We start from the raw sequence: 20,506 nt of genomic DNA, 5'->3' as shown, positions 1-20,506 counted from the left end.
AGCCTTAAGCTCCTCGGCAAACACCGCGGCAGCACGCATGGGGCCCACCGTGTGTGAACTGGACGGGCCTATTCCGATGGAGAAGAGGTCAAAGACTCCAACAGCCATTGTCGGTTCCTAACTAGGTAAGTGGTCGGGCGGGGATGTAGTCGGGATGGGTGGCGCCTGGCCGGATTCCTCCGCGTGCTCGGTCGCGAAGACGCCCGCTGTGCGGACGTGACGCTCCCTTAGACGCATGCTGCCGGATGCCCGGCCAGTCGCCGCTGCCCCGTCACCAAGGCGACGGGCCCCTCCGAGGGGCCGGCTGGCCGCGGTTTTCGAAAGCGTGCGTCTAAGCGAGGTACGAGCGAGCACGCGTGAAAACTGGGGCCCGCCAGCCCCGGAGCCGGGGACGCTGGTTTCGACAAGCTCAACCAGCGACGGACAAGATCAACCTGCGAGGCTGGCGACAGACGGGTACAGCGGGTGGGCTTCGGCGAGTGCCTCTACCCTGGAGCGCAGTCCGGACAGGTCTGCGCCAGCGTCGGCGATCAAGGCCTCGGCGATGATGTCCGCTACCTCCGTGAACGCAGCCTCGCCGAAACCGCGGGTCGCCAGCGCCGGGGTGCCGATCCGCAGCCCCGAGGTGACCATCGGCGGGCGCGGGTCGAACGGGACGGCGTTGCGGTTGACCGTGATGTCGATTTCCGCGAGGCGGTCCTCGGCTTCCTGGCCGTTGAGCTCGCAGTTGCGCAGGTCCACGAGGACCAGGTGCACGTCGGTACCGCCGGAGATCACGTTGATCCCCTTGGCGGTGACGTCCGGCTGGACCAGGCGCTCGGCCAGGATCCGGGCGCCGGCCAGCACGCGCTCCTGGCGTTCCCTGAACTCGGCCGAGGCGGCGATCTTGAACGCCACTGCCTTGCCGGCGATGACGTGCTCCAGGGGTCCACCCTGCTGGCCCGGGAACACCGCGGAGTTGATCTTCTTGGCGATATCGGCGTCGTTGGACAGGATGATGCCGCCGCGCGGACCGGCGAGGGTCTTGTGCGTGGTGGAGGTGGTGACGTGGGCGTGCGGGACCGGGGACGGGTGCAGCCCCGCGGCCACGAGGCCGGCAAAGTGCGCCATGTCCACCATCAGGTAGGCCCCCACGGAGTCAGCGATCCGGCGGAACTCGGCGAAGTCCAGCTGGCGGGCGTACGCGGACCAGCCGGCGACGATCAGCTGCGGCTTGTGCTCCTGGGCCAGGCGTTCGACCTCTGCCATGTCGATCCGGTGGTCGTCCTCGCGGACCTGGTAAGGGATCACGTTGTAGAGCCGGCCGGAGAAGTTGATCTTCATGCCGTGGGTCAGGTGACCGCCGTGCGCCAGGTTCAGGCCCATGATGGTGTCGCCCGGGCGGATCAGGGCGTGCATGACCGAGGCGTTGGCCTGCGCGCCGGAGTGCGGCTGGACGTTGGCGTATTCGGCGCCGAACAGGGCCTTGACCCGGTCGATGGCGAGCTGCTCGATCACGTCAACGTGCTCGCAGCCGCCGTAGTAGCGCTTGCCCGGGTAGCCCTCGGCGTACTTGTTCGTCAGCACGGAGCCCTGCGCCTGCATCACGGCAGCGGCGGTGTGGTTCTCCGAGGCGATCATTTCCAAACCGGTGCGCTGGCGGGTCAGTTCGTCGTCGATCTTCGCGGCGATCTCCGGATCCAGTTCGGCGAGAGTGGCGTTCAGGCTCGCGGACGCTACGGCTTCGAAGGTTGCCGTTGCAGCGCTTGCCCCGCTCACAGCTCGCCGCCGTTCTTTGAAGCGTATTCCTCGGCCGACATGAGCGGGCCCTCTTCGGTCACGGCGACCTTGAACAGCCAGCCGGCACCATACGGATCGCTGTTGATCAGCGCCGGATCCGAAACGACGTCGTCATTGATCTCGACAACCTCGCCCGTCACCGGTGCATAAAGGTCCGAGACGGACTTGGTGGACTCCACCTCGCCGCAGGTCTCCCCCGCGGTCACGGCCGAGCCGACCTCGGGCAGGTCCACGTACACAATGTCGCCGAGCGCATCAGCAGCCACGGCGGAGATACCAATCCCCACAGGGCCCGACCCGTCAGCAGCAACCCATTCGTGCTCTGCGGAGTACTTCAGTTCAGCAACAACCTTGCTCATGTTTTTTCCTTACGTTTGAAATCTGGTGGTTCGGCTGCGGGGGTCGGCAAGCTCAACCCCCAATGATCGAGCTTGCTGTGGCCTCGGTTTCGACAAGCTCAACCAGCGGCAGGCCGTACACCCCAGCACCCTTGGCTTTCGAAGGCGCCCTTTATGGTGGCTCCGTCGGGGTCCGACATCCGGAAGCGTGCGTCTAAGGGAGCGTCACGTCCGCTCAGCGGGCGTCTACGCGACCGAGCACGCGGAGGATGCCGGTACCGACGGTACGGGACTTACTTTTCGCGCTTGTAGAAAGGCAGTGCGACGACTTCGAACGGCTCTGCCTTGCCGCGCAGGTCGATGTCCAGGGCGGTGCCCGGCGCAGCGTGTTCGACGTCGACGTAGGCCATCGCGACCGGGTAGCCGAGGGTGGGGCTGGGCTGGCCGGAGGTGACTTCGCCTATGACGTTGCCTTCCTTGAGGACCGGGTAGTGGCCGCGGCCGGCACGGCGGCCCAGGCCCTTGAGGCCCACCAGTTTGCGGCCAGTGGTGGAGCCGGTGCCGGCTGCCTTGAGTTCGCTCAGGGCCGCCTTGCCGATGAAGTCGGATTCCTTGGCGAGGGAGACAACCGGGCCCAGGCCTGCGGCATAAGGGTTGCCTTCACGGGAGAGCTCGTTGCCGTAGAGCGGCATGCCGGCTTCCAGCCGCAAGGAGTCGCGGCAGGCGAGGCCGGCGGGGATGAGCCCGTGCCCGGCGCCAATCTCCAGCAATGCCTCCCACAGGCCTGCTGCGTCCTCGTTGGGAATGTAGATCTCGAAGCCGTCCTCGCCGGTGTACCCGGTGCGGGCCAGCAGCAGTTCCTGTCCGTTGATTTCGACCTCGACGGCGGCGTAGTACTTGAGCTCCGTAACGAACGGGTGCTGCTCGCCCGGGACCAGCGCCAGCAGAATGCTTTCTGCGTTCGGTCCCTGGACGGCGATCAGGGACGTCTCGGCAGAAACGTCCTCCACCTTGACGTCGAAGCCGGCGGCCCGTTCGGCCAGGGCGGCGGCGACCACGACGGCGTTGCCGGCGTTCGGCACCACGAGGTACTTTTCCTCCCCGCGGCGGTAGGAGATCAGGTCGTCGATGATGCCGCCGTCTTCCTGGCAGATCAGCGAGTACTTGGCCTTGCCGACGGCAACCGCCGACAGCTTGCCGGCCAGCGCGTAGTCCAGGAAGGCTGCGGCGTCCGGGCCGGTGACCCAGACTTCGCCCATGTGGGAGAGGTCGAACAGGCCGGCAGCGTTGCGCACGGCGTGGTGCTCGGCCAGCTCAGAGGAGTACTTCAGGGGCATCTGCCAGCCGCCGAAGTCGGTGAAGGAGGCGCCGGCCTTCTTGTGCTCTTCGTAGAGCGCGGTGTAGTTCTCAGTCATCAGAAATCCTTAGTTTTCAAACTCGGAAAGAGGTGGGCAGGAGCAGACCAGGTTGCGGTCCCCTGCCGCGCCGTCGATCCGGCCTACCGGAGGGAAGTACTTGTCCTGCTTCAGCGTCGGGACCGGGAAGACAGCCTGCTCGCGTGGGTACTTGCGGGCCCAGTCGGTGCTGATGACGGCGGCAGCGGTGTGCGGTGCATTGCGCAGCGGGCTGTCCGCGAGTGTGAAGTCCCCGGCGGCGACCTGTTCGATCTCGGCGTGGATGGTGATCATCGCGTCGATGAAGCGGTCGATCTCCGCGAGGTCCTCGGACTCGGTGGGTTCCACCATCAGCGTGCCGGCAACGGGGAACGCCAGGGTGGGCGCGTGGAAGCCGTAGTCGATCAGGCGCTTGGCCACGTCTTCCGCGGTGACGCCGGTCCTGGCCGTCAGTTCTCGCAGGTCCAGGATGCACTCGTGCGCCACGAGTCCGCCTTCGCCGGTGTACAGCACCGGGAAGAACTCGTTCAGGCGGGAAGCAATGTAGTTCGCCGCGAGCAGCGCAGACTTGGTGGCCTCAGTCAGGCCCTCCCCGCCCATGAGCTTCACGTAGGCCCAGGAGATGGGCAGCACACCGGCCGAGCCGAAGCGCGAAGCCGAGATCGCCACACCATGCCCTGCCTCGTGAGCGGCCTTGTTGGCGTCGCCCGGCATGAACGGCGCCAGGTGGGCCTTGGCAGCGACCGGACCGACGCCCGGGCCGCCGCCGCCGTGCGGGATGCAGAAGGTCTTGTGCAGGTTCAGGTGGGACACGTCGCCGCCGAACTTGCCAGGCTGGGCGAGCCCCACGAGGGCGTTGAGGTTGGCGCCGTCGACGTAGACCTGGCCGCCGGCCGCATGCACCGAGTCACAGACCTCACGCACATCGGCGTCGTACACGCCGTGGGTGGACGGGTAGGTGATCATGATCGCGGACAGGACGTCCTTGTGCAGCTCGATCTTGGCGTTGAGGTCGGCGTGGTCGATCGTGCCATCTGCCGCCGTGGCCACAACAACAACCTTCATGCCGGCCAGGACGGCCGAGGCCGCGTTCGTGCCGTGGGCGGAGGCCGGGATCAGGCACACGTTGCGCTGGTCATCGCCGCGTGAACGGTGGTAGCCGCGGATGGCCAGCAGGCCCGCGAGCTCGCCCTGGGAACCGGCGTTCGGCTGGATGGACACCTGGTCGTAGCCGGTGATTTCGGCGAGGTCGGCTTCCAGGCCGCCGATCAGTTCCCGCCAGCCTTCGGTCTGGGAATCCGGGGCGAACGGGTGGATGGAGGCGAACTCCGGCCAGGAGATGGCCTCCATCTCGGCGGTGGCGTTCAGCTTCATGGTGCACGAGCCCAGCGGGATCATGGTGCGGTCCAGGGCGAGGTCCCGGTCCGAGAGCTTGCGCACGTAGCGCAGCAGCTGGGTCTCGGAGCGGTGGGTGTTAAACACCGGGTGCTGCAGGAAATCGGAAGAACGCAGCAAAGTCTCGGGCAGTTCGAAACCCTTGGCCGCCACCACCGGACCGGCGCCAAAGGCGACGACCACCGCGGAGAGGACCTCCGCCGTCGTCGTCTCATCGACTGACACGCCAACCGTGTCCGCATCGATAAAGCGCAGGTTGATGCCCCGGGCCTCGGCAGCGGTAATGACCTTCCGGGCCTTGCCGGGCACGCGGACCGTGACGGTGTCGAAGAAGGATTCACTGACCAGTTCCCGGCCAGCGACCTTCAACGTGGCGGCGAGGGCCCTGGCGTTGTTGTGGACGGTCTCGGCAATCGCCTTCAGGCCGTCGGGGCCGTGGTAGACGGCATACATCGAGGAGACGATGGCCAGCAGGGCCTGCGCGGTGCAGATGTTGGAGGTGGCCTTTTCGCGGCGGATATGCTGCTCGCGCGTCTGCAGGGCCAGGCGGTAGGCGGGGACGCCGGCGTTGTCCTTGGAGACGCCGACTATACGGCCAGGCAGCGTGCGTTCCATGCCTTCGCGCACCGCCATGTAGGCCGCGTGCGGGCCGCCGAAGAACAGCGGGACGCCCAGTCGCTGCGTGGAGCCGACGGCGATGTCGGCGCCCTGCTCACCGGGAGGGGTAATCAGCGTCAGGGCCAGAAGGTCGGCTGCCACGGTGACCAGCGCGCCCCGTTCCTTCGCCTCTGCAATCACACCGGACTGGTTCCACACCCGGCCGGAAACCCCGGGCTGCTGGAGTACGACCCCGTTGATGTCACCGTCGGGCAGGCCCTGGGACAGGTCGGCAACCTCCACCTCGAAACCAAGTGCTTCGGCGCGGCCCTGCACGATGGCGATGGTCTGCGGCAGGCAGTCGGCGTCGATAACGGTCTTGCCGTCGCGGGCCGTCTTGTTCTTGTTGGCGCGGCGCATCAGCAACACGGCTTCGGCGACGGCGGTGGCCTCGTCCAGCAGGGACGCGTTGGCGACCGGCAGTGCCGTCAAGTCCTGGACCATGGTCTGGAAGTTCAGCAGCGCCTCGAGCCGGCCCTGGGAGATTTCCGGCTGGTACGGCGTGTAGGCCGTGTACCAGGCCGGGGCTTCGAGGATGTTGCGGCGGATGACCGGCGGCGTGACGGTGTCGTAGTAGCCCTGGCCGATCATCTGCACGGCCGTCTTGTTCTTGGAAGCCAGCTTGCGCAGCCCGGCGAGCACTTCAACTTCGCTGAGGGCGCTGTCCAGGCTGAGAGGCTTTTCCTGGCGGATGGAATCGGGGACTGCAGTGTCGACGAGGCCATCCACGCTGTCGTAGCCGACAGCCTTGAGCATGGTGTCGATGTCTGTTTGGCGGCGGGCGCCGATGTGGCGGTCTGCGAATGTGGACGGGGACGACTGGATCGTCATGTGAGGAACTCCATAATTCAGGTGGCACTGGAGTGCCATGATGATTCGGGTTCCTCCCCGCTCTGTATTGGACCTGAGAGTTTCCGCTTTGCCTGCTGTTAGCAGGCGCCACTTGCACCGTCGGTGAGCCCGGTTTCCCGGACTGCTTTCCAGAGTTGCCTTGCCGCGGCGGTACGTGGGCCTGAGAGATTCCTGGGGAGGATTTGCTCCTACGGCGCCTGCTGAACGTACCGGCAGGACTCTCCCGCCGCAGATCATAAGCCGTGCCACTGGTGGGTGACACGGCTCACACATTATCTGCTCTCCGGCCTGGATGCAAAATATACGTCAAATGAGTCCTTTTGCAGCCTCGAGAAAGCCGCCAGCAGGGCAGCAAAGCGGACGACGGCGGGACGTTCCGCCGTCGTCCGCTTGCTTTGGGTGCCGCTCCCCTACAACAAGACTCAGTCGTCGAGGAACCGCAGCAGGAACGGGACTGTGGCATGCATCGTCCGGAGGTCCCCGGCACTGGCCGCCAGCTCCCCGAGGTAATCGCCGTGGCCACCGGGGATGACCAGCAGGCGGGCGCCCGGGATGACGCTGGCAATCCTCGCGGCGTGCTCGGCAGTGGCAACGTCGCGGTCTGCGCTCACCACCAGCGTGGAGGCTTTGATGGTGCGCAGCTCGTCGTCGGACCAGCCGGCGAAGTCCAGGATGCGCCGGCTGTCCAGTTCGAAGAGTCGCTCCAGGTGGCCCGGTTCGGGATTGAGACTGCGGTCGGCATCCTTGTAGGTGTCGGGCATGTCGTCCAGGGTGGCCTTCGCCATGCCGTCCCAGAACTCGTCCGGCACGGCATCGCGGCTCACAAACGTAGAGGCGGCGATGAGGCGCCGGACCGCGGCGGGATGCCCTAGTGCCAGCGCGATGGCGGTGTGGCCGCCGGCGCTGAATCCCAGCACATCCACGGTTTCCACGTTGAGCTGCTCCAAAACGGCGAGGATGTCGCCGGCGGAGTTCCCGGCGGTGAGGGGGCGGCGGGTCGGCTGGGTGCGGCCATGGCCCTCCTCCTCAACGGCAATCATCTGGCGCTGTTCGGCCAGCAGCGGGATGAGTTCGCTGAAGTTGGTGCCGATGGTGGAGCCGCCGCCCGGGATGAGGAGCAGCGGCGGCTGGCCGGGCACCACCCGGCCGTGGACCTCGTAGTACATGAGAAGGCCGTCGTTGTCCGCGTAGCCGTGGGTGAAGGTCACACGGCATCGTAACCCCGGGGCGCTTCCGACGAACAGGGCTCAGAACCGCATGCAAAGTGGACGACGGCGGGATGTCCTACCGTCGTCGTCCTGCGTTTGGTGCCTCTCCCCATGGCGCCTACCGGCCGGCATCAAATCGGTGCAAATCAATCAAAATATATTGATTGACCATGCGGCGCAGCTCGGCCGACGGACGTGACACGTACTGCAGCCTCAACCTGGCTTTGTATCGCTAACGGCTCGCCGAAGCCGGTGCGGCGCTTCACCCCGGCCTACGGCTGGTTCCCGCTGTGCTGACACCGCCCGCGGGCGGTCCTGGCCTTCAGCCGGTTCAGCCACGCGTTCGTGTGTTGTTCCTGTGTACGGGAAACAGCGCCCGATCCCAGATGGCCGAGGCGATCTTGGCCAGCCTCGGCGGCTCCCAAATCGAAGCCGTCAGTGCGGGCAGTCACCCCAAGGACCTGCACCCCAACGCCGTACGCGTGATGCGTGAGCGCGGCATTGACATTAGCGGCGCCCGCTCCAAGCATCTGAGTGAGTTCGCAGAGCACCGGTTCGACTATGTGATCAGCCTTTGCGACCGCGTACGGGAGGTATGCCCCGATTTCCCGGGGCCGCCTGCGAGGGTGCACTGGAGCATCCCCGACCCGGCGGCCGAAGGGGCTGCCGACCAGGACAATTACCCGGTGTTCGTCCGCACGGCGGACGAACTGAACACGCGAATCCAGTTCCTGCTTTACGCAATCGAGTACTCCCAAACGAGTTCAGAGGATCTAGACATGCCCAGCGACCTTACGGACATGGTCAGCGTCCGATACATGGTGGACGACGTCGACGCGGCAATCGACTTCTACACAAAGCACCTCGGATTCACCCTCAGGATGAGGGCCGCACCGGCATTCGCCGACGTCGTACGCGGCCGGCTGCGGCTCCTGCTGAGCGGGCCAACCAGCTCGGCAGGGCGGTCAATGCCGGATGGCACGGTGCCTGCCCCGGGGGGATGGAACCGCATCCACCTGATCGTGAGCGATATCGCGGCCGAAGTGGACCGGCTTCGCGCTGCGGGCCTCGCGTTCCGGAACGACATCGTCAAGGGTCCGGGCGGTCAGCAGATCCTGCTGGAAGATCCGTCCGGCAACGTGGTCGAATTGTTCCAACCCGCCGGCGGATAACGGGCGTGATGGGCATCAGAAATGGTGCCCGCAGGATGGCAGGATTGGGGCATGGACATCATCGCCTTCCTCGAAGCCCGGATCGCCGAAGACGAAGCCATCGCGCTGGCCGCCTCACCTGCGCCCTGGGAATGGTTTGGTAGACCCGGGAGCGACACCGCAGCCCTCTACTCCGCCAACGAACGAATCGTGCTCGACGCTCGCGCCGACCACGCACCCGGTCACCTCGAATGCAAAGCCACAGACCGGGTCTACATCGCATGGTTCAACCCCGGCCGCATCCTCGCTGAATGCGCCGCGAAACGACAGATGCTGGCCAACGTCCCGCTCGTCACCGACATCCGCAGCGAAGTCGACGGCACCAGCGAATACGTCCTGATGTGTATGGCAGCCCCCTACAGAGACCACCGTGACTACCAAGAAGGCTGGGCCATCGAACTCTGAGCTGCGGTTTACGTAGCTGACCCGCCGCAGCCCGTACCTCAGCCCTCGACGCCTGTGCTGAGGCTGAGGTCCCGCCATTGGTCAAGCTCGGCGCGCTCTGCCTGGGCTACGGCGGCAAATGCGTCGAAAGCGTCTTTGCCGAGCACTATCAGCGACGGCGGGTTCGCACTGTTGACGACCGCCAGGATCGCTTCTGCGGCCTTGGCTGGGTCGCCCGGCTGGGTGCCGTGGATCGTGTCGTTCTCCTTGCGCCGTTTCCCGGCCGTCTCTGCGTAGTCCTCGATCGCCGTCGCTGACTGCGTGAGTGAGCGGCCGGCGAAGTCCGTGCGGAACGCGCCGGGCTCGATGACGGTGACCTTGATGCCCAGCGGCTGCAGTTCCTTGTGCAGGGATCCGGACAGGCCCTCCAGGGCCGACTTTGTTGCCGAGTAGTATCCGGAGCCGGCCGGTGAGATGCGCGCTCCGATGGAGGAGATGTTCAGGATGGACCCAGCCCTTTTCGCGCGCATGTCCGGGAGGACCGCTTTGATCATGTCCACTGCGCCGAAAACGTTAGTGTCGAACAGTTGCCGAATGTCGGCGTCGTCCGCTTCCTCCACCGCGGCGCGGTAGCCGTAGCCGGCATTGTTGATGAGCACGTCGATGCCCCCGAAGCGCGTCCGGGCCTGCTGCACCACCGAGCTGATCTGTGCCCGGTCGGTGACGTCGAGGGGCAGGGCCAGTGCCGTGTCGGGGAAGGCGGCCGCGAGATCGTCAACCGTGGTGACGTTCCGTGCTGTGACGACCGCGTTGTCGCCGTGGGCGAGCACTGCCTGAGCGACAGCCCGGCCGAGTCCGGTCGAGCATCCTGTGATGAGCCATGTAGCCATGAGGTCTTCCTTTCGTGGGGGATAGCAGTGGGGGCGACGTGCGCTAGGGGCGGACGAGGACCTTGAGGGATTCGCGGTTGTCCATGGCGCGGTAGCCGTCGGGCACGTCGTCGAGGCTGATGCTGCGGTCGAAGACCTTGCCAGGGTTCACGGTGCCGTCGAGGACACCGGGCAGCAGGGCTTCAATGTAGGCGCGGACGGGGGCCGGGCCGCCGGTGAGGGTGACGTTCGGGCCGAACATGCTGCCGAATCCGATCGGGGCATCCTCGTACTGCGGCACGCCGACGCGGCTGATGACACCGCCCGGACGGATCACGCCGAGTGCCTGGTCGTACGCCGGCCGGTGTCCTACGCACTCGAGCACCGTATGGGTGCCGTCGCCACCGGCTAGCTCACGGACCCTGGCAATGCCTTCCTCGCCGCGCTCGGCGACGACGTCGGTGGCCCCGTATTCGATGCCCAGGTCGGTGCGGGCCTTGTGCCGGCCCATCAGAATAATCTGCTCGGCACCCAGTTGCTTGGCCGACAGCACCGCCATCAGGCCGACAGCGCCGTCACCGATGACCGTGACGGTTATCCGCTCGTTCACTCCGGCCTTAATGGCGGCGTGGTAGCCGGTGCCGTACACATCGGAGAGGGTCAGCAGGGAGGGCAGCAGCGCGGAATCCTCGTCGACCGGTGCCTTGACCAGCGTGCCGTCAGCGAACGGGACGCGGATGGCTTCGGCCTGGGCGCCGCCGATGCCGCCGGCGGCCCAGAACCCGCCGTGGCGGCAGGAGGTCTGCAGGCCCTCGCGGCAGAAATCGCAGGTCCCGTCGGACCAGGCGAACGGGGCGATGACGAAGTCGCCCTTCTTCAGCCTGGACACGTCCCTGCCCGTCTCCTCGACGACGCCGATGAACTCGTGCCCCATCGGGCTACCCTGCTCGGAGGCAGGCATGCCGTGGTAGGGATGCAGGTCCGATCCGCAGATACACGAATTCACGATGCGCACGATCGCGTCGGTCGGATCCTGGATGACGGGGTCGGGCACGTTCTCCACGCGCACGTCTCCGGCTGCGTACATGATGGTTGCTCGCATTGTGTTTCCTTTCGTTTCTCCAGAATCGGAGCTGGGGCGGGCGGTGCTGGGACCGCCAGGGGGCAGGGCGTCAGCGCGTGAGTACGCGCAGCTCCTCACGCACGTGTTGCGGCTCGCCGTCCAGCGGCATGTTCGGCTGATCGTGCACGCCGTCGAGTCCGCCGGCGGGATCCGCTGCGAGGGAGGCGAACAGGGCCTCGAAGTCCGCGGGCGCGGTGCCAGCGGTTGCAACGAGCTCGAAGGTTTTGCGCTCCGCGCCCGGTGAGTTGAGGCTGCGGACCAGGACCTGGGCAATCTGGCGCCGGGCAATGACGCCGTCGCTGGAGTCCCCGGCCTGACGGGTGTCGCCCTGGAGCAGGACGAGCCGGTGTTCGTCGGGCCCGTTGTAGTCGAACCAGCCAGGCCGCACGATCGTGTACGGCAGGCCGGTGGCACGGACGAGCCGTTCGGAACGCCGCTTCCAGTCGTGGGCCTCGGTGGACCGGTTGTAGGCTCCGGTGCGGTTGGTGACGCCGATAGAGGTCATTAGGGCTAACCGGACTGTCCGATTGCCCAGGGCTGCCAGAACGTTGCGTACCCCGCCGTAGTCCACAGTCTCGGCACCGACCTTGCCGGCGCCGTCCGAGCCGAGGGTGAAGACGACGGCGTCGACCCCCTCCACGGCGCCGGCCAGCGTCTCGGGCCGGGTAACGTCCCCGACGACGACCTCCGCTTCCTTGGGCAGCCGCCGGGCCTTGTCGGGGTTGCGCACCAGGGCCGGGGTGGTGTGCCCCTGCCGGATCGCTTCCTCGACGACGAGCCGGCCGATGCTGCCGGTCGCGCCGACTACCAGCACGGTGCTGGGGCGAGTGGTCATTGTTGCTCCTAGGTTGTTGGCGGCCCAGGAAAGGGCTCGCTGAGGTTCACATCCATACAACAGGAGACGATCCCAAGGTGGAAGGGACTGTTGATACAGGTACTCACAGTGCCTCCCGTCCCTGGTTGAAGGCTTCTAGGGTGGATGAAGTACCAAGGAACAGGAGACCATCATGGGCGACGTCATTGTTGTCATCGGAGCCGGCTCGATCGGCCAGGCAATCGCCCGGCGCGTCAGCGCGGGCAAGCAGGTTGTGTTGGCGGACCTGAATCAGGGCAACGCCGACGCGGCGGCCGAGGTGCTGAGCAACGCCGGTTTCGAGGTCAGCACAATGACTGTCGACGTGTCCTCGCGCCAGTCCATTCATACCCTCGTCGAGGCGGCCACGGCGTTGGGCGACGTCACCGGCGTCATACACGCCGCGGGTGTCTCTCCCAGCCAAGCGTCGCCGGCGACCATCCTGGCCGTGGACCTGTACGGGACTGCCGTGCTGCTTGAGGAATTCGGGAACGTCATCGCCCCGGCGGCGCCGGCGTGGTCATCGCTTCGCAGTCAGGGCACCGCCTGGGTGCCCTGACTCCCGAGGAAAATACAGCTCTCGCGACCACGCCGGCCGACGAACTGTTGGCGCTCCCGATGCTTCAGCCGGACCAAGTCACAGACTCCCTTCACGCTTACCAGCTGGCCAAGCGCGGCAACTCGCTCCGCGTGATGGCCGAGGCCGTCCGATGGGGCAAACGCGGCGCGCGGATCAACACGATCAGCCCCGGCATCATCTTCACCCCGCTGGCCAAAGATGAGCTGACCGGCCCCCGAGGCGAGGGATACCGCCGCATGATCGGGTTGTCCCCGGCAGGGCGCGGCGGCACTCCGGACGAGGTCGGCACGGTGGGCGCTCTCCTCATGGGCCAGGACGGCGCGTTCATCACCGGCAGCGACTTCCTCATGGACGGCGGAGTGACAGCATCCTACTTCTACGGCGAACTCGCCCCGCAGAAGACCGAGAGCTGAGCGCAACCATGACAACGTCACCGCTCGACGCTCTTCCCAAGATCGGGGCGCCGGCCACGCGTGCCCTAACCGGGGCAGGTTTCACATCGCTGCAAAGTCTCGCCGGTGTCGCCCGGGCGGAACTGTCCAAACTTCATGGCGTGGGTCCGAAGGCGCTCCGGATCATCGAGGATGCGCTGGACGAGCACGGCCTCGCACTGAAGTAAAACGCCACTCCAGACTCTGGCGGAAGGCCATTCCCAGTCAGGAGTCCCATCGGATTGAGCGCCTTGAGGCACCCTCGTCACCGGCCTGGACCCCGTCCAGGCCGCCCGCATAGTCCTGCCAGTCCGGACATCTACACTGCGGACATCTACACTGCGGCGCAGCGCAGAGAACCCGCGGGACGCCAACTAGCGAACCGGAAGAGCCGACGACGGCGGGACCTCCCGCCGTCGTCCGCTTGCGTTTTGGCGCATAAGCGGCCGGAAGCGTTCGAACCGCTCACACATTAAAGCCCCAAGGATGAGGTACCGAGGCCTATTGGGCGGCGGGGAGGTCCTTGGTTGTGGGTCCCTGCAGGACCTGGCCGTCGGCGGCGAAGCGGGAACCGTGCAGCGGGCAGTCCCAGGTCTTCTCCGCGTCGTTCCAGCTGACGATCCCGCCCAAATGGGTGCAGACAGCTGAGAGACGGCAGGTCTTCCCGTTGACCGTGGACACGGCCACGGGTTTGCGGTCGTGCCGGAGGATGGTGCCGGAGCCCTCGTCCGGGACCGTGTTATTTGTGTCGGGTTTTGCGGTCCTCAGCTTGGCCCAGCTGTCCGCCAGAGTCTTAGCGACGTCGGCGTTCAAGCTGATGGCGGCGGCAGCTCCAGCCGGTGAGGTTTTCCTGTGGTGGAGGGTGTCGGCCCAAGGGAGCTGGCCGCCGAGAATCTCTGCGCTGATAGCCAGGGAGGCGGCGATGCTGTTGCTCATGCCCCATTTGTTGTAGCCGGTGGCGAAGTAGATTTTCCCGCCGCCGCGGGGCAGTTTGCCGAAGAAGGGCATGAGGTTGGTCGCCTGGTAGTCCTCCCCCGACCACGTGTGGGTTACGTCGGCGCCCGGAAAGTGGCGTTTTCCCCAGTCCAAGAGCTCATCCAGACGGGCCTGGGGTGAGGGCTCCCTGCCGAAAATACAGGCCCCGGTCCAGGATGGGAATCCCCGTAGCCAGCACCACCAGTTTGGTGCGGATGGCGCCCGCGTTGGTCCTCACGATCCGGTGGCTCCCGCCAGCGACGTCCCGGACCCGCACTCCTTCGCTGAGGACGCCCCCGTGGGCCCGGAGATCGACGCACAGGCTCTCCAATACGTCCATGGGGTTGAATTGGGCCTGGCCGGGCAGGCGGATCGCCCGGCGCGTGCTGAAGGGAAGTCCGGTGTCGCCTGTTTCCTCTACGTCGAGGCCGGCTGCCTGACCCGCTGCAAGCTCGGACCGCACCTTTTCGTCGCCTTCGGCGGTCATGGCATAGGTGTAGGCGTCGCGGCGCTGGTAGGGGACTTCGTTGTCGTCCAGGTGGCGCAGCAGCCAGGCCTGCCCTTCCCTGTTGGCGTCGACGTATGCGTTGACCATCTCTTGGGAGTATTGACGGCGCAGTCCCGACAGGATGGTGCCCTGGAGCAGGGTCAGTTTGGCCGTGGTGTTGCCTGTCGTTCCTGCCCCGACTGTTCTTGCTTCGAGGACTGCTACTTTCATTCCCGACCTTGCCAGCAACACCGCGGTTGCCAGACCGGTGATGCCCGCGCCGACAACAACGGCGTCGTATTCTGCATTGGGAACGAAAGGATCAGATGTAAAGGAACGGGCCCGGTCCAGCCAAAGTGAAAGCATCGATGCACTCCCTGTCCGTCACGCGAGGTCAGACCTGTCCTGGCTCTGGTGGTCACAGCCTAGACACATTTCCCGCCTTACTGAAGGCCCAGATATGACGACAAATTTCAGCCCGCTGGACTACCCTCGGCATTCGCATACCTTGCGTATCGGGAGGACCCTTGGTCTGGTCTGGGGTCCTCCCGAAAACTCCGGCAGCCCTTTCCGATCAGGCTGGTCAGCAGTTGGGTGAGTCGTATTCGTAGGCGCCTGAGTCAGCGTCTGCGGTTCCTCGGCAGTCCCCGTTCTGGGCCACCGGAGCACCGTCGAGGTCTGTCAGTGAGCTGCCCACGCCGGCGCGGTCGATGGCGGGGCTGGTGGCCGTCAGATGCAGGTCCGTGGGGGCGTTGACAAAGCCTGCCGGCGCCGTCGTGGAAGTGCTGTTCGGTGTGAAGTTCCGGGGTCCGTTGAAAACATTCTGGCGTTCGGTCCAGCCCGAGCCGTTGATCCACAGCGAGTTCTTGACGCCGACCAGGATGTTGCCCCGGATCACGGTGGTGGCCGGGCAGGAGGCGTGGCACACCATGGCCTGGGAGTCCGGGCCGGTCAGGTAGACGGTGTTGTGCTCGAAGACAGTGCCGTTGGTCGGTCCGAACGACGTGGTGGCCCCTCGGCCGATGAAGCCTTTCGCCTGTGCGCAGTTGGTGCCGCACGTGGAACGAACCAGGTTGTAGCGGTAGGTGTTGTTGTCCGCGGTTCCAGCGGATGACCGTCCAAGTTCGGAGAACGCGTTGTTGTCCACGGCGGTGTTGTGGTGGATGTTGTTACGGTTGCCGTTGAAGATTTCGATGGCCCCGCCGTCGAGCTTGAAGTCGAAGGATGCAGCCGCGGAACCGGAAACGGTATTGCCGGAGACCTCATTGTCATTGCCGTTGATCAATATGCCAAAGGCACCGGAATCGTCGCTGCAATTAACCGCCTGTGAAGTTCCGCAGTTCGTGCCGCGCGTGTTGACGTTCATGATGTTGTTGTTCGTCAGGGCATTTCCTGTGTACGTGCCGAAATCAGAGCCAGTGCTCACCTTCAGACCTGCTGCGTTGCTGGACGCGCTGGAATTCCGCACAGTGTCGTTGTCACCGACGACGCTGAAGCCGGCATAGCCGCAGGAAACCGCGCGCAGACCTTCCACAATAGTGAAATTGCCGTTGATGCGGAAACAGTTCCCGGATTTTCCTCCGGTTACTATCGGCTGGTTACCGGTGCCGTAGCTGTTCAGCGTGATCGGCGCTGTCGACGTGCCGCTTTGGGCGGTTACGACGCCTCCCGTAAAGGTGTCGCCGCGCCGAAAGCTGACTGTGTCTCCGGGCTTAAGGACGGCCTGGCTGACTTTGGTGAGGGACTTCCAGGGGGTCGTTGCGGATGTGCCTGTGTTGCTGTCGCTGCCGACTGCACTGACGAAGTAGGTTGTTCCGGCGGCGGATGCCGGCGAGGCGGCGCCAGCCATCATTCCACCGGCCAGAAGGAAGGGGATGAGTATCGTTGCGTGCAGAGGCTTGGCTTTCATGTGTCACCTAATGGATTTTGGGCCCGGGCTCGGCTCGGCGTCGTCAACGAGGCCGTGGGGAGCCCTCTGAGCGGGCCGGTGCGTGTGAGGACATCAGGAAGTGGACGGCGAGACTCTAAAACGTAGGCGTTGATCAACCGAGAAGCCGGCCGTTTTCGGTTGAAATGAGTTCCCCGCCTGGCGCCCGGGTTTGGGCTGGCGGTATGGAATGCAGCGAGTAATGCCGCTCAAGGGAACAACGAAGCGCGTTGAATTCATTTATCAAGGCTTCTCCCCGTCAAGAAGTCGCTATTGGGTTCTACCCACCCGCCATGACGGACGGCACGCAATCGCCTTTGATTGGCGGACAAAAGAGACAGGCCTGGGTTTAGGTCTCAGGCAAAGCCAGCCTGTCCCTTCTGCCCTGCAGAAACATTGGAAATACCTTAGATGCCACCCCTTGAATGTGGGGTTCGTGCCCGGCGGCAGCCAGCGTATCGTCAAGGCCGGATCCGCGACGGCGAAGATCGACGTCCGCATCTCCTCCGATACTGAAGTGCAGGGCATCAATGCGGTGTTGGCCGGTTTGGCAGCGCACAGCACACCCGCCAGGTTGGAGGTGGGCGGCGAACGGAACGGTCCCGCCAAAGGCGAAGCCGACGCGTTGGCTGTGTGGATACGTTGGCTGTATAGGTGAACGCCGGAAGATGGGGCGCTCCTCGGGCTGAAAAGCAATGGGCCGCCCGCAGCAGTGGGCACGATCTGTGACACGGAACAGCCGGAAAGGGGCAGGAACAGCACTGTTCCTGCCCCCATCCGTCTGTTTCGCGGCCCCTCTGGCACGGATCGCAATGTGATCCCAATGCCCCGCGATAGTCCGGCCCCTTTGCGCGCTGACGAGCAGAAGGCCCCCAATGGAGAGGAATTGAAAGAACAATGAATTGATCAATTCCTCAATAATGAGTCTGTCGCGTGCTGGGCACATCGTCAAGAGCAGCAGTCACTCTGTTCCTTCGGTGGTAAGGGCGTCACTGGCAACCTGAGCGAGCGTCCAGCCCCGTTCGCGGGCGTCAGTCATAAGCATGGCAAGGGCCGCCTCGGAGCTACGGCCTGTCCGGAGTCTGACGGATTCCACAGCCTCTGCCACCAGGGCACGCCTTTCCAAGGACTGCTCCAGGACCGGAACGAACTCCTCCACCAGGGCACCGATGTCTGCGTTTTCTGCGTCTTGTCCAGCGGCCTCCGGGGCACTGATGCCGGCCAGCCCATCCGCCTCGGCAGCCGCACGCGCTGACAACACCGACTCGGCCGCTGAAAGCAACCGGGCGACCTCGGGAAAGGACAAGCCGTACAGCAGCCGCCCGCCCGAACGCTTCCCGGTCACCAGGTGCTGGGCACGGAGCTGGGTAAGGTGGCCGGCCAGATGCGACGGCTTCAATCCCGTGGCCGCGCACAAGTCGGGCACCGAGGCCGGGCCGGAGGCAAGCACGCCCAACACCCGGGCTCGGGCGGGATGGGCCAGCGCCTTGAACAACTCGGCCTCAGCAGCCGCGAGCGCACCCGCTGCCTGCGCCTGTCCTACCATCACGGCTCCTTACTGGCAGGCATACATGCTCTTAAGCCGATTATCCTCCCTGAGCATCTTGCCGGGCGCCGGACGCCGTGGTCAGTCCAAGGGCGCGCCCCTGCCGGGGCGGCAGAAACCACAGCCGGCGCAGTTCGCCGGGCGGCAACTGCCAACTCTCGCGTGGGCGGTTCACGTTGAATATAATTGTGGTGGAGAACTAGGCCCGCCCGCGAGGCGGGCAGCTTGCCCTGCGCCGTCTGACGGCACAGCCTCAGCCCGCCGGCTAACCGGGGCGTTGGCCCCCTCGACTCAAGAGTGATCTCAACAAAACCGCCGTCAACCGGGCACCCGTCCAGCACGGCATACGCCCCACGGCGCGGCTACCGCGGACCTAAGAAAGGATCGCACCTGTGCCCGCCTTACCAGCCATCGTCGCCCGGCCCGGGGTCCTGCTCCTGAGACGGGGACGGCATCGCAGGCCTGCCCGCGTTCGGGCGTCCGCAATACCCAGTCGGAACCTCTGATGGACGCCGACCTGCCCCTTGCGGACGAGCTCGCCGCCCTCACCGCCCGGATCGCGGACCTGCTGCTGACTCACGACACCGTGAAGCAAGCCGTCCAGGCCCTCGCCCAGGCCCTCGTAGAAGCAATCCCCGGAACCGCCGGCGCCGGCATCACCCTGATGGATGCCCGGGGCCGGCGTACAAGCACGGCCTCCACAGATCCGGTGGTGCTGGACGCGGACCAATTGCAGTATGACCTCGGACAGGGGCCCTGCCTTACCGCCTGGGCCCAGCAGTCAACTATTACTGTCGAGGACACCCGCACGGAAACGCGCTGGCCCGCCTGGACCCGGGCCATCGCCCATTTGCCATTGCGCTCAGTCATCAGCTCCCCGCTGTCAACTCCCGACGGGGCAATCGGGGCGATGAAGGTATACTCCCCCATCCCAGGCGGGTTCGATTCCCGAGCCGTACGAGTGATCGAGCTGCTGACCCGCCCAGCTGCCCTGATGCTTGCCAACGCCCAGGCACGTGACTCGGCGCAGCGCTTGAGTGATGGGCTCATCCGGGCACTGGGAGACCGCGACGCGGTGAGGACAGCTACCGGCATCCTCATGGAGCGCTTCCGCCTGAGCCGGGATCAGGCCCTCGCCGCCCTCATCACAACTTCCCGAAAGCGGCACGAACCGCTGCACCAGCTCTCCCGGGAAATCGTCGCCGGCGCGCGGTTTTAGGACCGCCGGCCATTATCGCGTCGTTGCTGGTCCCGGCTATCCGCGGCCCCCAAGTCCCGGGGTCCGATAGGACCTGCACGTGACGGCAAACCAGGGGCGGCCGGCAGAGGTCCCGGTGGGAAGTGGGGTTATCAGAACCGAGAGCCCCGGCGATGATGAATCCAACCACGGTAGACAGCCTTCCGGAGGTCTGTACCGAAAATTTGCAATCTATATAGGAAGTGTACTTACTATTTGATGGTAACCATGCTTACTATTCAGGCGTGCTGGTTCATCAACAGCAGCTAACCCCTTAAAGGAAAGAGAGCAATGATGACCGAGAACCCATATGGCACCGGACCGGGCACAACTGGCCTAGGCACCACGGGCGCGGGCACTGCCGGCGCGCAGGGCGGTGCCTCCGGTAAGACAGAGGTGGCGAAGGAAGAGGCCGCGCAGGTGGCCGGACAGGCTGCCGGTGCCGCCCAGAACGTGGCGGAGACGGCCAAGGCCGAGGTTGCCAATGTCGCGTACGAAGCTAAGAACAGCGCCCGCGATCTTCTGCATCAGGCGAAGTCCGATCTGACCAGCCAGGCCGGCACCCAGCAGCAGAAGGCCGCCGAAGGCATCCGCACTATCTCCTCCCAGCTGCGAACCATGGCCGATGCGCCGGACCAGCAGGGCGTGGCCTCGGACCTCATCCGGCAGGCCGCAGAGCGCTCAGAATCCGTGGCGTCCTGGCTCGACAACCGGGACCCAGGCTCGCTGGTGGACGAGGCCAAGTCCTTCGCCCGCCGACGCCCGGGCACCTTCCTCCTCCTCGCCGCGGGCGCGGGCCTTCTGGCCGGACGCCTCGGCCGCAGCCTGCAGGCCGGCGCTCCCGCAACAGGAACGGCAGCGGGGACCACAACAGGCACCGTGCCGCCGCACCCCGTGCAGCCGCCGGTGACGGACAGCCTCGCGGCAGCGCCGGGCGCACCCTTGTATGACGCGCCGCGGGCAACACCGACAACCTACGCAGAAACGGTGTATGGCGAACCTGCCCGGCCGGGCTTCGAAGGCCAAGGTGCGGCAGGGGTTCCCCTGCGCGATCCTGATGACCCGTACGTAGAGGGTGGAGGTCGTCCCCTGTGAGCAGCCAGATACCCGATACACCTCCCACTGCCGCGCATGCCAAGGCGGATTCGACGTCCCTGGGAGATCTCCTGGGTGAAGTCACCCGGGACCTGTCCACCCTGATCAGGCAGGAAATAGAACTCGCCAAGGCCGAACTGAAGCAGTCCGGCACCCGGGCCGGCA

The 20,506-nt window shown here is 65.6% G+C and carries 22 protein-coding genes and 1 riboswitch; of the genes, 9 read left to right on the top strand and 13 right to left on the bottom strand.

The features are described from left to right. The 6 genes from LQ144_RS21025 to LQ144_RS21000 all read right to left on the bottom strand — a co-directional run. A partial coding sequence (locus LQ144_RS21025) for a serine dehydratase beta chain (protein ID WP_230119781.1) occupies positions 1-108 on the bottom strand: 108 nt, incomplete at its 3' end. Between the two features lie 321 nt (positions 109-429). Next, positions 430-1,758 carry a serine hydroxymethyltransferase gene (glyA, locus tag LQ144_RS21020; RefSeq protein WP_290369801.1) on the bottom strand — a complete coding sequence of 443 codons (1,329 nt, stop codon included), beginning with the start codon at positions 1,756-1,758 and terminating at the stop codon, positions 430-432. Next, positions 1,755-2,138 (bottom strand): glycine cleavage system protein GcvH, encoded by a 384-nt coding sequence (gene gcvH, locus LQ144_RS21015; protein WP_230121167.1) that lies wholly within the window; start codon positions 2,136-2,138, stop codon positions 1,755-1,757. The genes glyA and gcvH overlap by 4 nt, the downstream gene beginning before the upstream one ends. 272 nt (positions 2,139-2,410) lie before the next feature. Continuing rightward, on the bottom strand, positions 2,411-3,532 hold the full coding sequence (gcvT, locus tag LQ144_RS21010; protein ID WP_230121165.1) for a glycine cleavage system aminomethyltransferase GcvT: 1,122 nt from the start codon (positions 3,530-3,532) through the stop codon (positions 2,411-2,413). Between the two features lie 9 nt (positions 3,533-3,541). Further along, positions 3,542-6,394, bottom strand: coding sequence for an aminomethyl-transferring glycine dehydrogenase (gcvP, locus tag LQ144_RS21005; RefSeq protein WP_230121163.1), 2,853 nt, complete (start codon positions 6,392-6,394; stop codon positions 3,542-3,544). A gap of 159 nt (positions 6,395-6,553) precedes the next feature. Further along, positions 6,554-6,651, bottom strand: a riboswitch (glycine riboswitch). A 186-nt stretch (positions 6,652-6,837) separates the two neighbouring features. After that, on the bottom strand, positions 6,838-7,623 hold the full coding sequence (locus tag LQ144_RS21000; RefSeq protein WP_230121161.1) for an alpha/beta hydrolase: 786 nt from the start codon (positions 7,621-7,623) through the stop codon (positions 6,838-6,840). A gap of 290 nt (positions 7,624-7,913) precedes the next feature. Between LQ144_RS21000 and LQ144_RS20995 the strand changes: the two genes are divergently transcribed. Then, positions 7,914-8,795: a VOC family protein gene (locus LQ144_RS20995; protein WP_354962268.1), complete on the top strand. Its 882-nt coding sequence runs from the start codon at positions 7,914-7,916 to the stop codon at positions 8,793-8,795. 51 nt (positions 8,796-8,846) lie between these two features. Continuing rightward, on the top strand, positions 8,847-9,239 hold the full coding sequence (locus LQ144_RS20990) for a DUF6221 family protein (RefSeq protein WP_230121157.1): 393 nt from the start codon (positions 8,847-8,849) through the stop codon (positions 9,237-9,239). 38 nt (positions 9,240-9,277) lie between these two features. Here the strand turns inward: LQ144_RS20990 and LQ144_RS20985 are convergent, their stop codons facing one another. From LQ144_RS20985 to LQ144_RS20975, 3 genes are all read right to left on the bottom strand, one after another. Beyond that, positions 9,278-10,108 carry an oxidoreductase gene (locus tag LQ144_RS20985; protein WP_230121155.1) on the bottom strand — a complete coding sequence of 277 codons (831 nt, stop codon included), beginning with the start codon at positions 10,106-10,108 and terminating at the stop codon, positions 9,278-9,280. Positions 10,109-10,151: 43 nt separating this feature from the next. After that, positions 10,152-11,189 carry an alcohol dehydrogenase catalytic domain-containing protein gene (locus LQ144_RS20980; RefSeq protein WP_230121153.1) on the bottom strand — a complete coding sequence of 346 codons (1,038 nt, stop codon included), beginning with the start codon at positions 11,187-11,189 and terminating at the stop codon, positions 10,152-10,154. A gap of 70 nt (positions 11,190-11,259) precedes the next feature. Then, a complete protein-coding gene (locus LQ144_RS20975) occupies positions 11,260-12,045 on the bottom strand; it encodes an SDR family oxidoreductase (RefSeq protein ID WP_230121151.1) in 786 nt (261 codons plus the stop codon). Positions 12,046-12,217: 172 nt separating this feature from the next. On the opposite strand from LQ144_RS20975, the gene LQ144_RS20970 reads away from it, so the two are divergent. The 3 genes from LQ144_RS20970 to LQ144_RS20960 are packed head-to-tail and all read left to right on the top strand — an operon-like array spanning position 12,218 to position 13,262. Beyond that, complete coding sequence (locus LQ144_RS20970; protein WP_230121149.1) at positions 12,218-12,622, top strand: SDR family NAD(P)-dependent oxidoreductase; 405 nt, start codon at positions 12,218-12,220, stop codon at positions 12,620-12,622. Next, positions 12,580-13,056, top strand: coding sequence for an SDR family oxidoreductase (locus tag LQ144_RS20965; RefSeq protein WP_230121147.1), 477 nt, complete (start codon positions 12,580-12,582; stop codon positions 13,054-13,056). Before LQ144_RS20970 ends, LQ144_RS20965 begins: the two co-directional genes overlap by 43 nt. Positions 13,057-13,064: 8 nt before the next feature. Next, complete coding sequence (locus LQ144_RS20960) at positions 13,065-13,262, top strand: helix-hairpin-helix domain-containing protein (protein ID WP_230121146.1); 198 nt, start codon at positions 13,065-13,067, stop codon at positions 13,260-13,262. A gap of 313 nt (positions 13,263-13,575) precedes the next feature. On the opposite strand, the gene LQ144_RS23190 is transcribed toward LQ144_RS20960, so the two are convergent. The 3 genes from LQ144_RS23190 to LQ144_RS20950 all read right to left on the bottom strand — a co-directional run bounded on the left by LQ144_RS23190 (position 13,576) and on the right by LQ144_RS20950 (position 16,445). Further along, positions 13,576-14,163, bottom strand: a complete 588-nt coding sequence (locus tag LQ144_RS23190) for a Rieske 2Fe-2S domain-containing protein (RefSeq protein ID WP_354962264.1) — start codon at positions 14,161-14,163, stop codon at positions 13,576-13,578. A 4-nt stretch (positions 14,164-14,167) separates the two neighbouring features. Further along, a complete protein-coding gene (locus LQ144_RS23185) occupies positions 14,168-14,902 on the bottom strand; it encodes an FAD-binding oxidoreductase (RefSeq protein WP_354962262.1) in 735 nt (244 codons plus the stop codon). 217 nt (positions 14,903-15,119) lie between these two features. Next, positions 15,120-16,445: a hypothetical protein gene (locus LQ144_RS20950; protein WP_230121144.1), complete on the bottom strand. Its 1,326-nt coding sequence runs from the start codon at positions 16,443-16,445 to the stop codon at positions 15,120-15,122. A 220-nt stretch (positions 16,446-16,665) separates the two neighbouring features. Here LQ144_RS20950 and LQ144_RS20945 point away from each other — a divergent pair, with 220 nt between their 5' ends. After that, the gene (locus tag LQ144_RS20945) at positions 16,666-17,121 is read left to right on the top strand and encodes a hypothetical protein (protein ID WP_230121142.1); all 456 of its coding nucleotides are present in this window, start codon (positions 16,666-16,668) and stop codon (positions 17,119-17,121) included. Between the two features lie 303 nt (positions 17,122-17,424). On the opposite strand, the gene LQ144_RS20940 is transcribed toward LQ144_RS20945, so the two are convergent. Then, positions 17,425-18,009 carry a metalloregulator ArsR/SmtB family transcription factor gene (locus tag LQ144_RS20940; RefSeq protein ID WP_230121141.1) on the bottom strand — a complete coding sequence of 195 codons (585 nt, stop codon included), beginning with the start codon at positions 18,007-18,009 and terminating at the stop codon, positions 17,425-17,427. Positions 18,010-18,514: 505 nt separating this feature from the next. Between LQ144_RS20940 and LQ144_RS20935 the strand changes: the two genes are divergently transcribed. The 3 genes from LQ144_RS20935 to LQ144_RS20925 all read left to right on the top strand — a co-directional run. Continuing rightward, positions 18,515-19,228 carry a GAF and ANTAR domain-containing protein gene (locus LQ144_RS20935; RefSeq protein ID WP_230121134.1) on the top strand — a complete coding sequence of 238 codons (714 nt, stop codon included), beginning with the start codon at positions 18,515-18,517 and terminating at the stop codon, positions 19,226-19,228. A gap of 312 nt (positions 19,229-19,540) precedes the next feature. Beyond that, on the top strand, positions 19,541-20,341 hold the full coding sequence (locus tag LQ144_RS20930; RefSeq protein WP_230121132.1) for a hypothetical protein: 801 nt from the start codon (positions 19,541-19,543) through the stop codon (positions 20,339-20,341). Further along, on the top strand, positions 20,338-20,506 hold a 169-nt coding region (locus LQ144_RS20925), incomplete at its 3' end, for a phage holin family protein (protein ID WP_230121169.1). The genes LQ144_RS20930 and LQ144_RS20925, both read left to right, overlap by 4 nt.

Origin of the sequence: Arthrobacter sp. Bi83, from assembly GCF_918698095.1 — a bacterium.
Lineage (GTDB): Bacteria > Actinomycetota > Actinomycetes > Actinomycetales > Micrococcaceae > Arthrobacter.
Note: the sequence above shows the minus strand (reverse complement) of the source record. Positions and strands in the feature narration are given on the sequence as shown.

Excerpts from the sequence above, each read along its gene's own strand:
- LQ144_RS20935 (WP_230121134.1), top strand. The coding sequence starts at position 18,515 with ATGGACGCCGACCTGCCCCTTGCGGACGAGCTCGCCGCCCTCACCGCC.
- gcvH (WP_230121167.1), bottom strand. The coding sequence starts at position 2,138 with ATGAGCAAGGTTGTTGCTGAACTGAAGTACTCCGCAGAGCACGAATGG.
- LQ144_RS20970 (WP_230121149.1), top strand. The coding sequence starts at position 12,218 with ATGGGCGACGTCATTGTTGTCATCGGAGCCGGCTCGATCGGCCAGGCA.
- LQ144_RS20975 (WP_230121151.1), bottom strand. The coding sequence starts at position 12,045 with ATGACCACTCGCCCCAGCACCGTGCTGGTAGTCGGCGCGACCGGCAGC.
- gcvT (WP_230121165.1), bottom strand. The coding sequence starts at position 3,532 with ATGACTGAGAACTACACCGCGCTCTACGAAGAGCACAAGAAGGCCGGC.
- LQ144_RS20945 (WP_230121142.1), top strand. The coding sequence starts at position 16,666 with ATGCCGCTCAAGGGAACAACGAAGCGCGTTGAATTCATTTATCAAGGC.
- gcvP (WP_230121163.1), bottom strand. The coding sequence starts at position 6,394 with ATGACGATCCAGTCGTCCCCGTCCACATTCGCAGACCGCCACATCGGC.
- LQ144_RS20930 (WP_230121132.1), top strand. The coding sequence starts at position 19,541 with ATGACCGAGAACCCATATGGCACCGGACCGGGCACAACTGGCCTAGGC.
- LQ144_RS20950 (WP_230121144.1), bottom strand. The coding sequence starts at position 16,445 with ATGAAAGCCAAGCCTCTGCACGCAACGATACTCATCCCCTTCCTTCTG.
- LQ144_RS23185 (WP_354962262.1), bottom strand. The coding sequence starts at position 14,902 with ATGCTTTCACTTTGGCTGGACCGGGCCCGTTCCTTTACATCTGATCCT.
- LQ144_RS20985 (WP_230121155.1), bottom strand. The coding sequence starts at position 10,108 with ATGGCTACATGGCTCATCACAGGATGCTCGACCGGACTCGGCCGGGCT.
- LQ144_RS20960 (WP_230121146.1), top strand. The coding sequence starts at position 13,065 with ATGACAACGTCACCGCTCGACGCTCTTCCCAAGATCGGGGCGCCGGCC.
- LQ144_RS20980 (WP_230121153.1), bottom strand. The coding sequence starts at position 11,189 with ATGCGAGCAACCATCATGTACGCAGCCGGAGACGTGCGCGTGGAGAAC.
- LQ144_RS20940 (WP_230121141.1), bottom strand. The coding sequence starts at position 18,009 with ATGGTAGGACAGGCGCAGGCAGCGGGTGCGCTCGCGGCTGCTGAGGCC.
- LQ144_RS20990 (WP_230121157.1), top strand. The coding sequence starts at position 8,847 with ATGGACATCATCGCCTTCCTCGAAGCCCGGATCGCCGAAGACGAAGCC.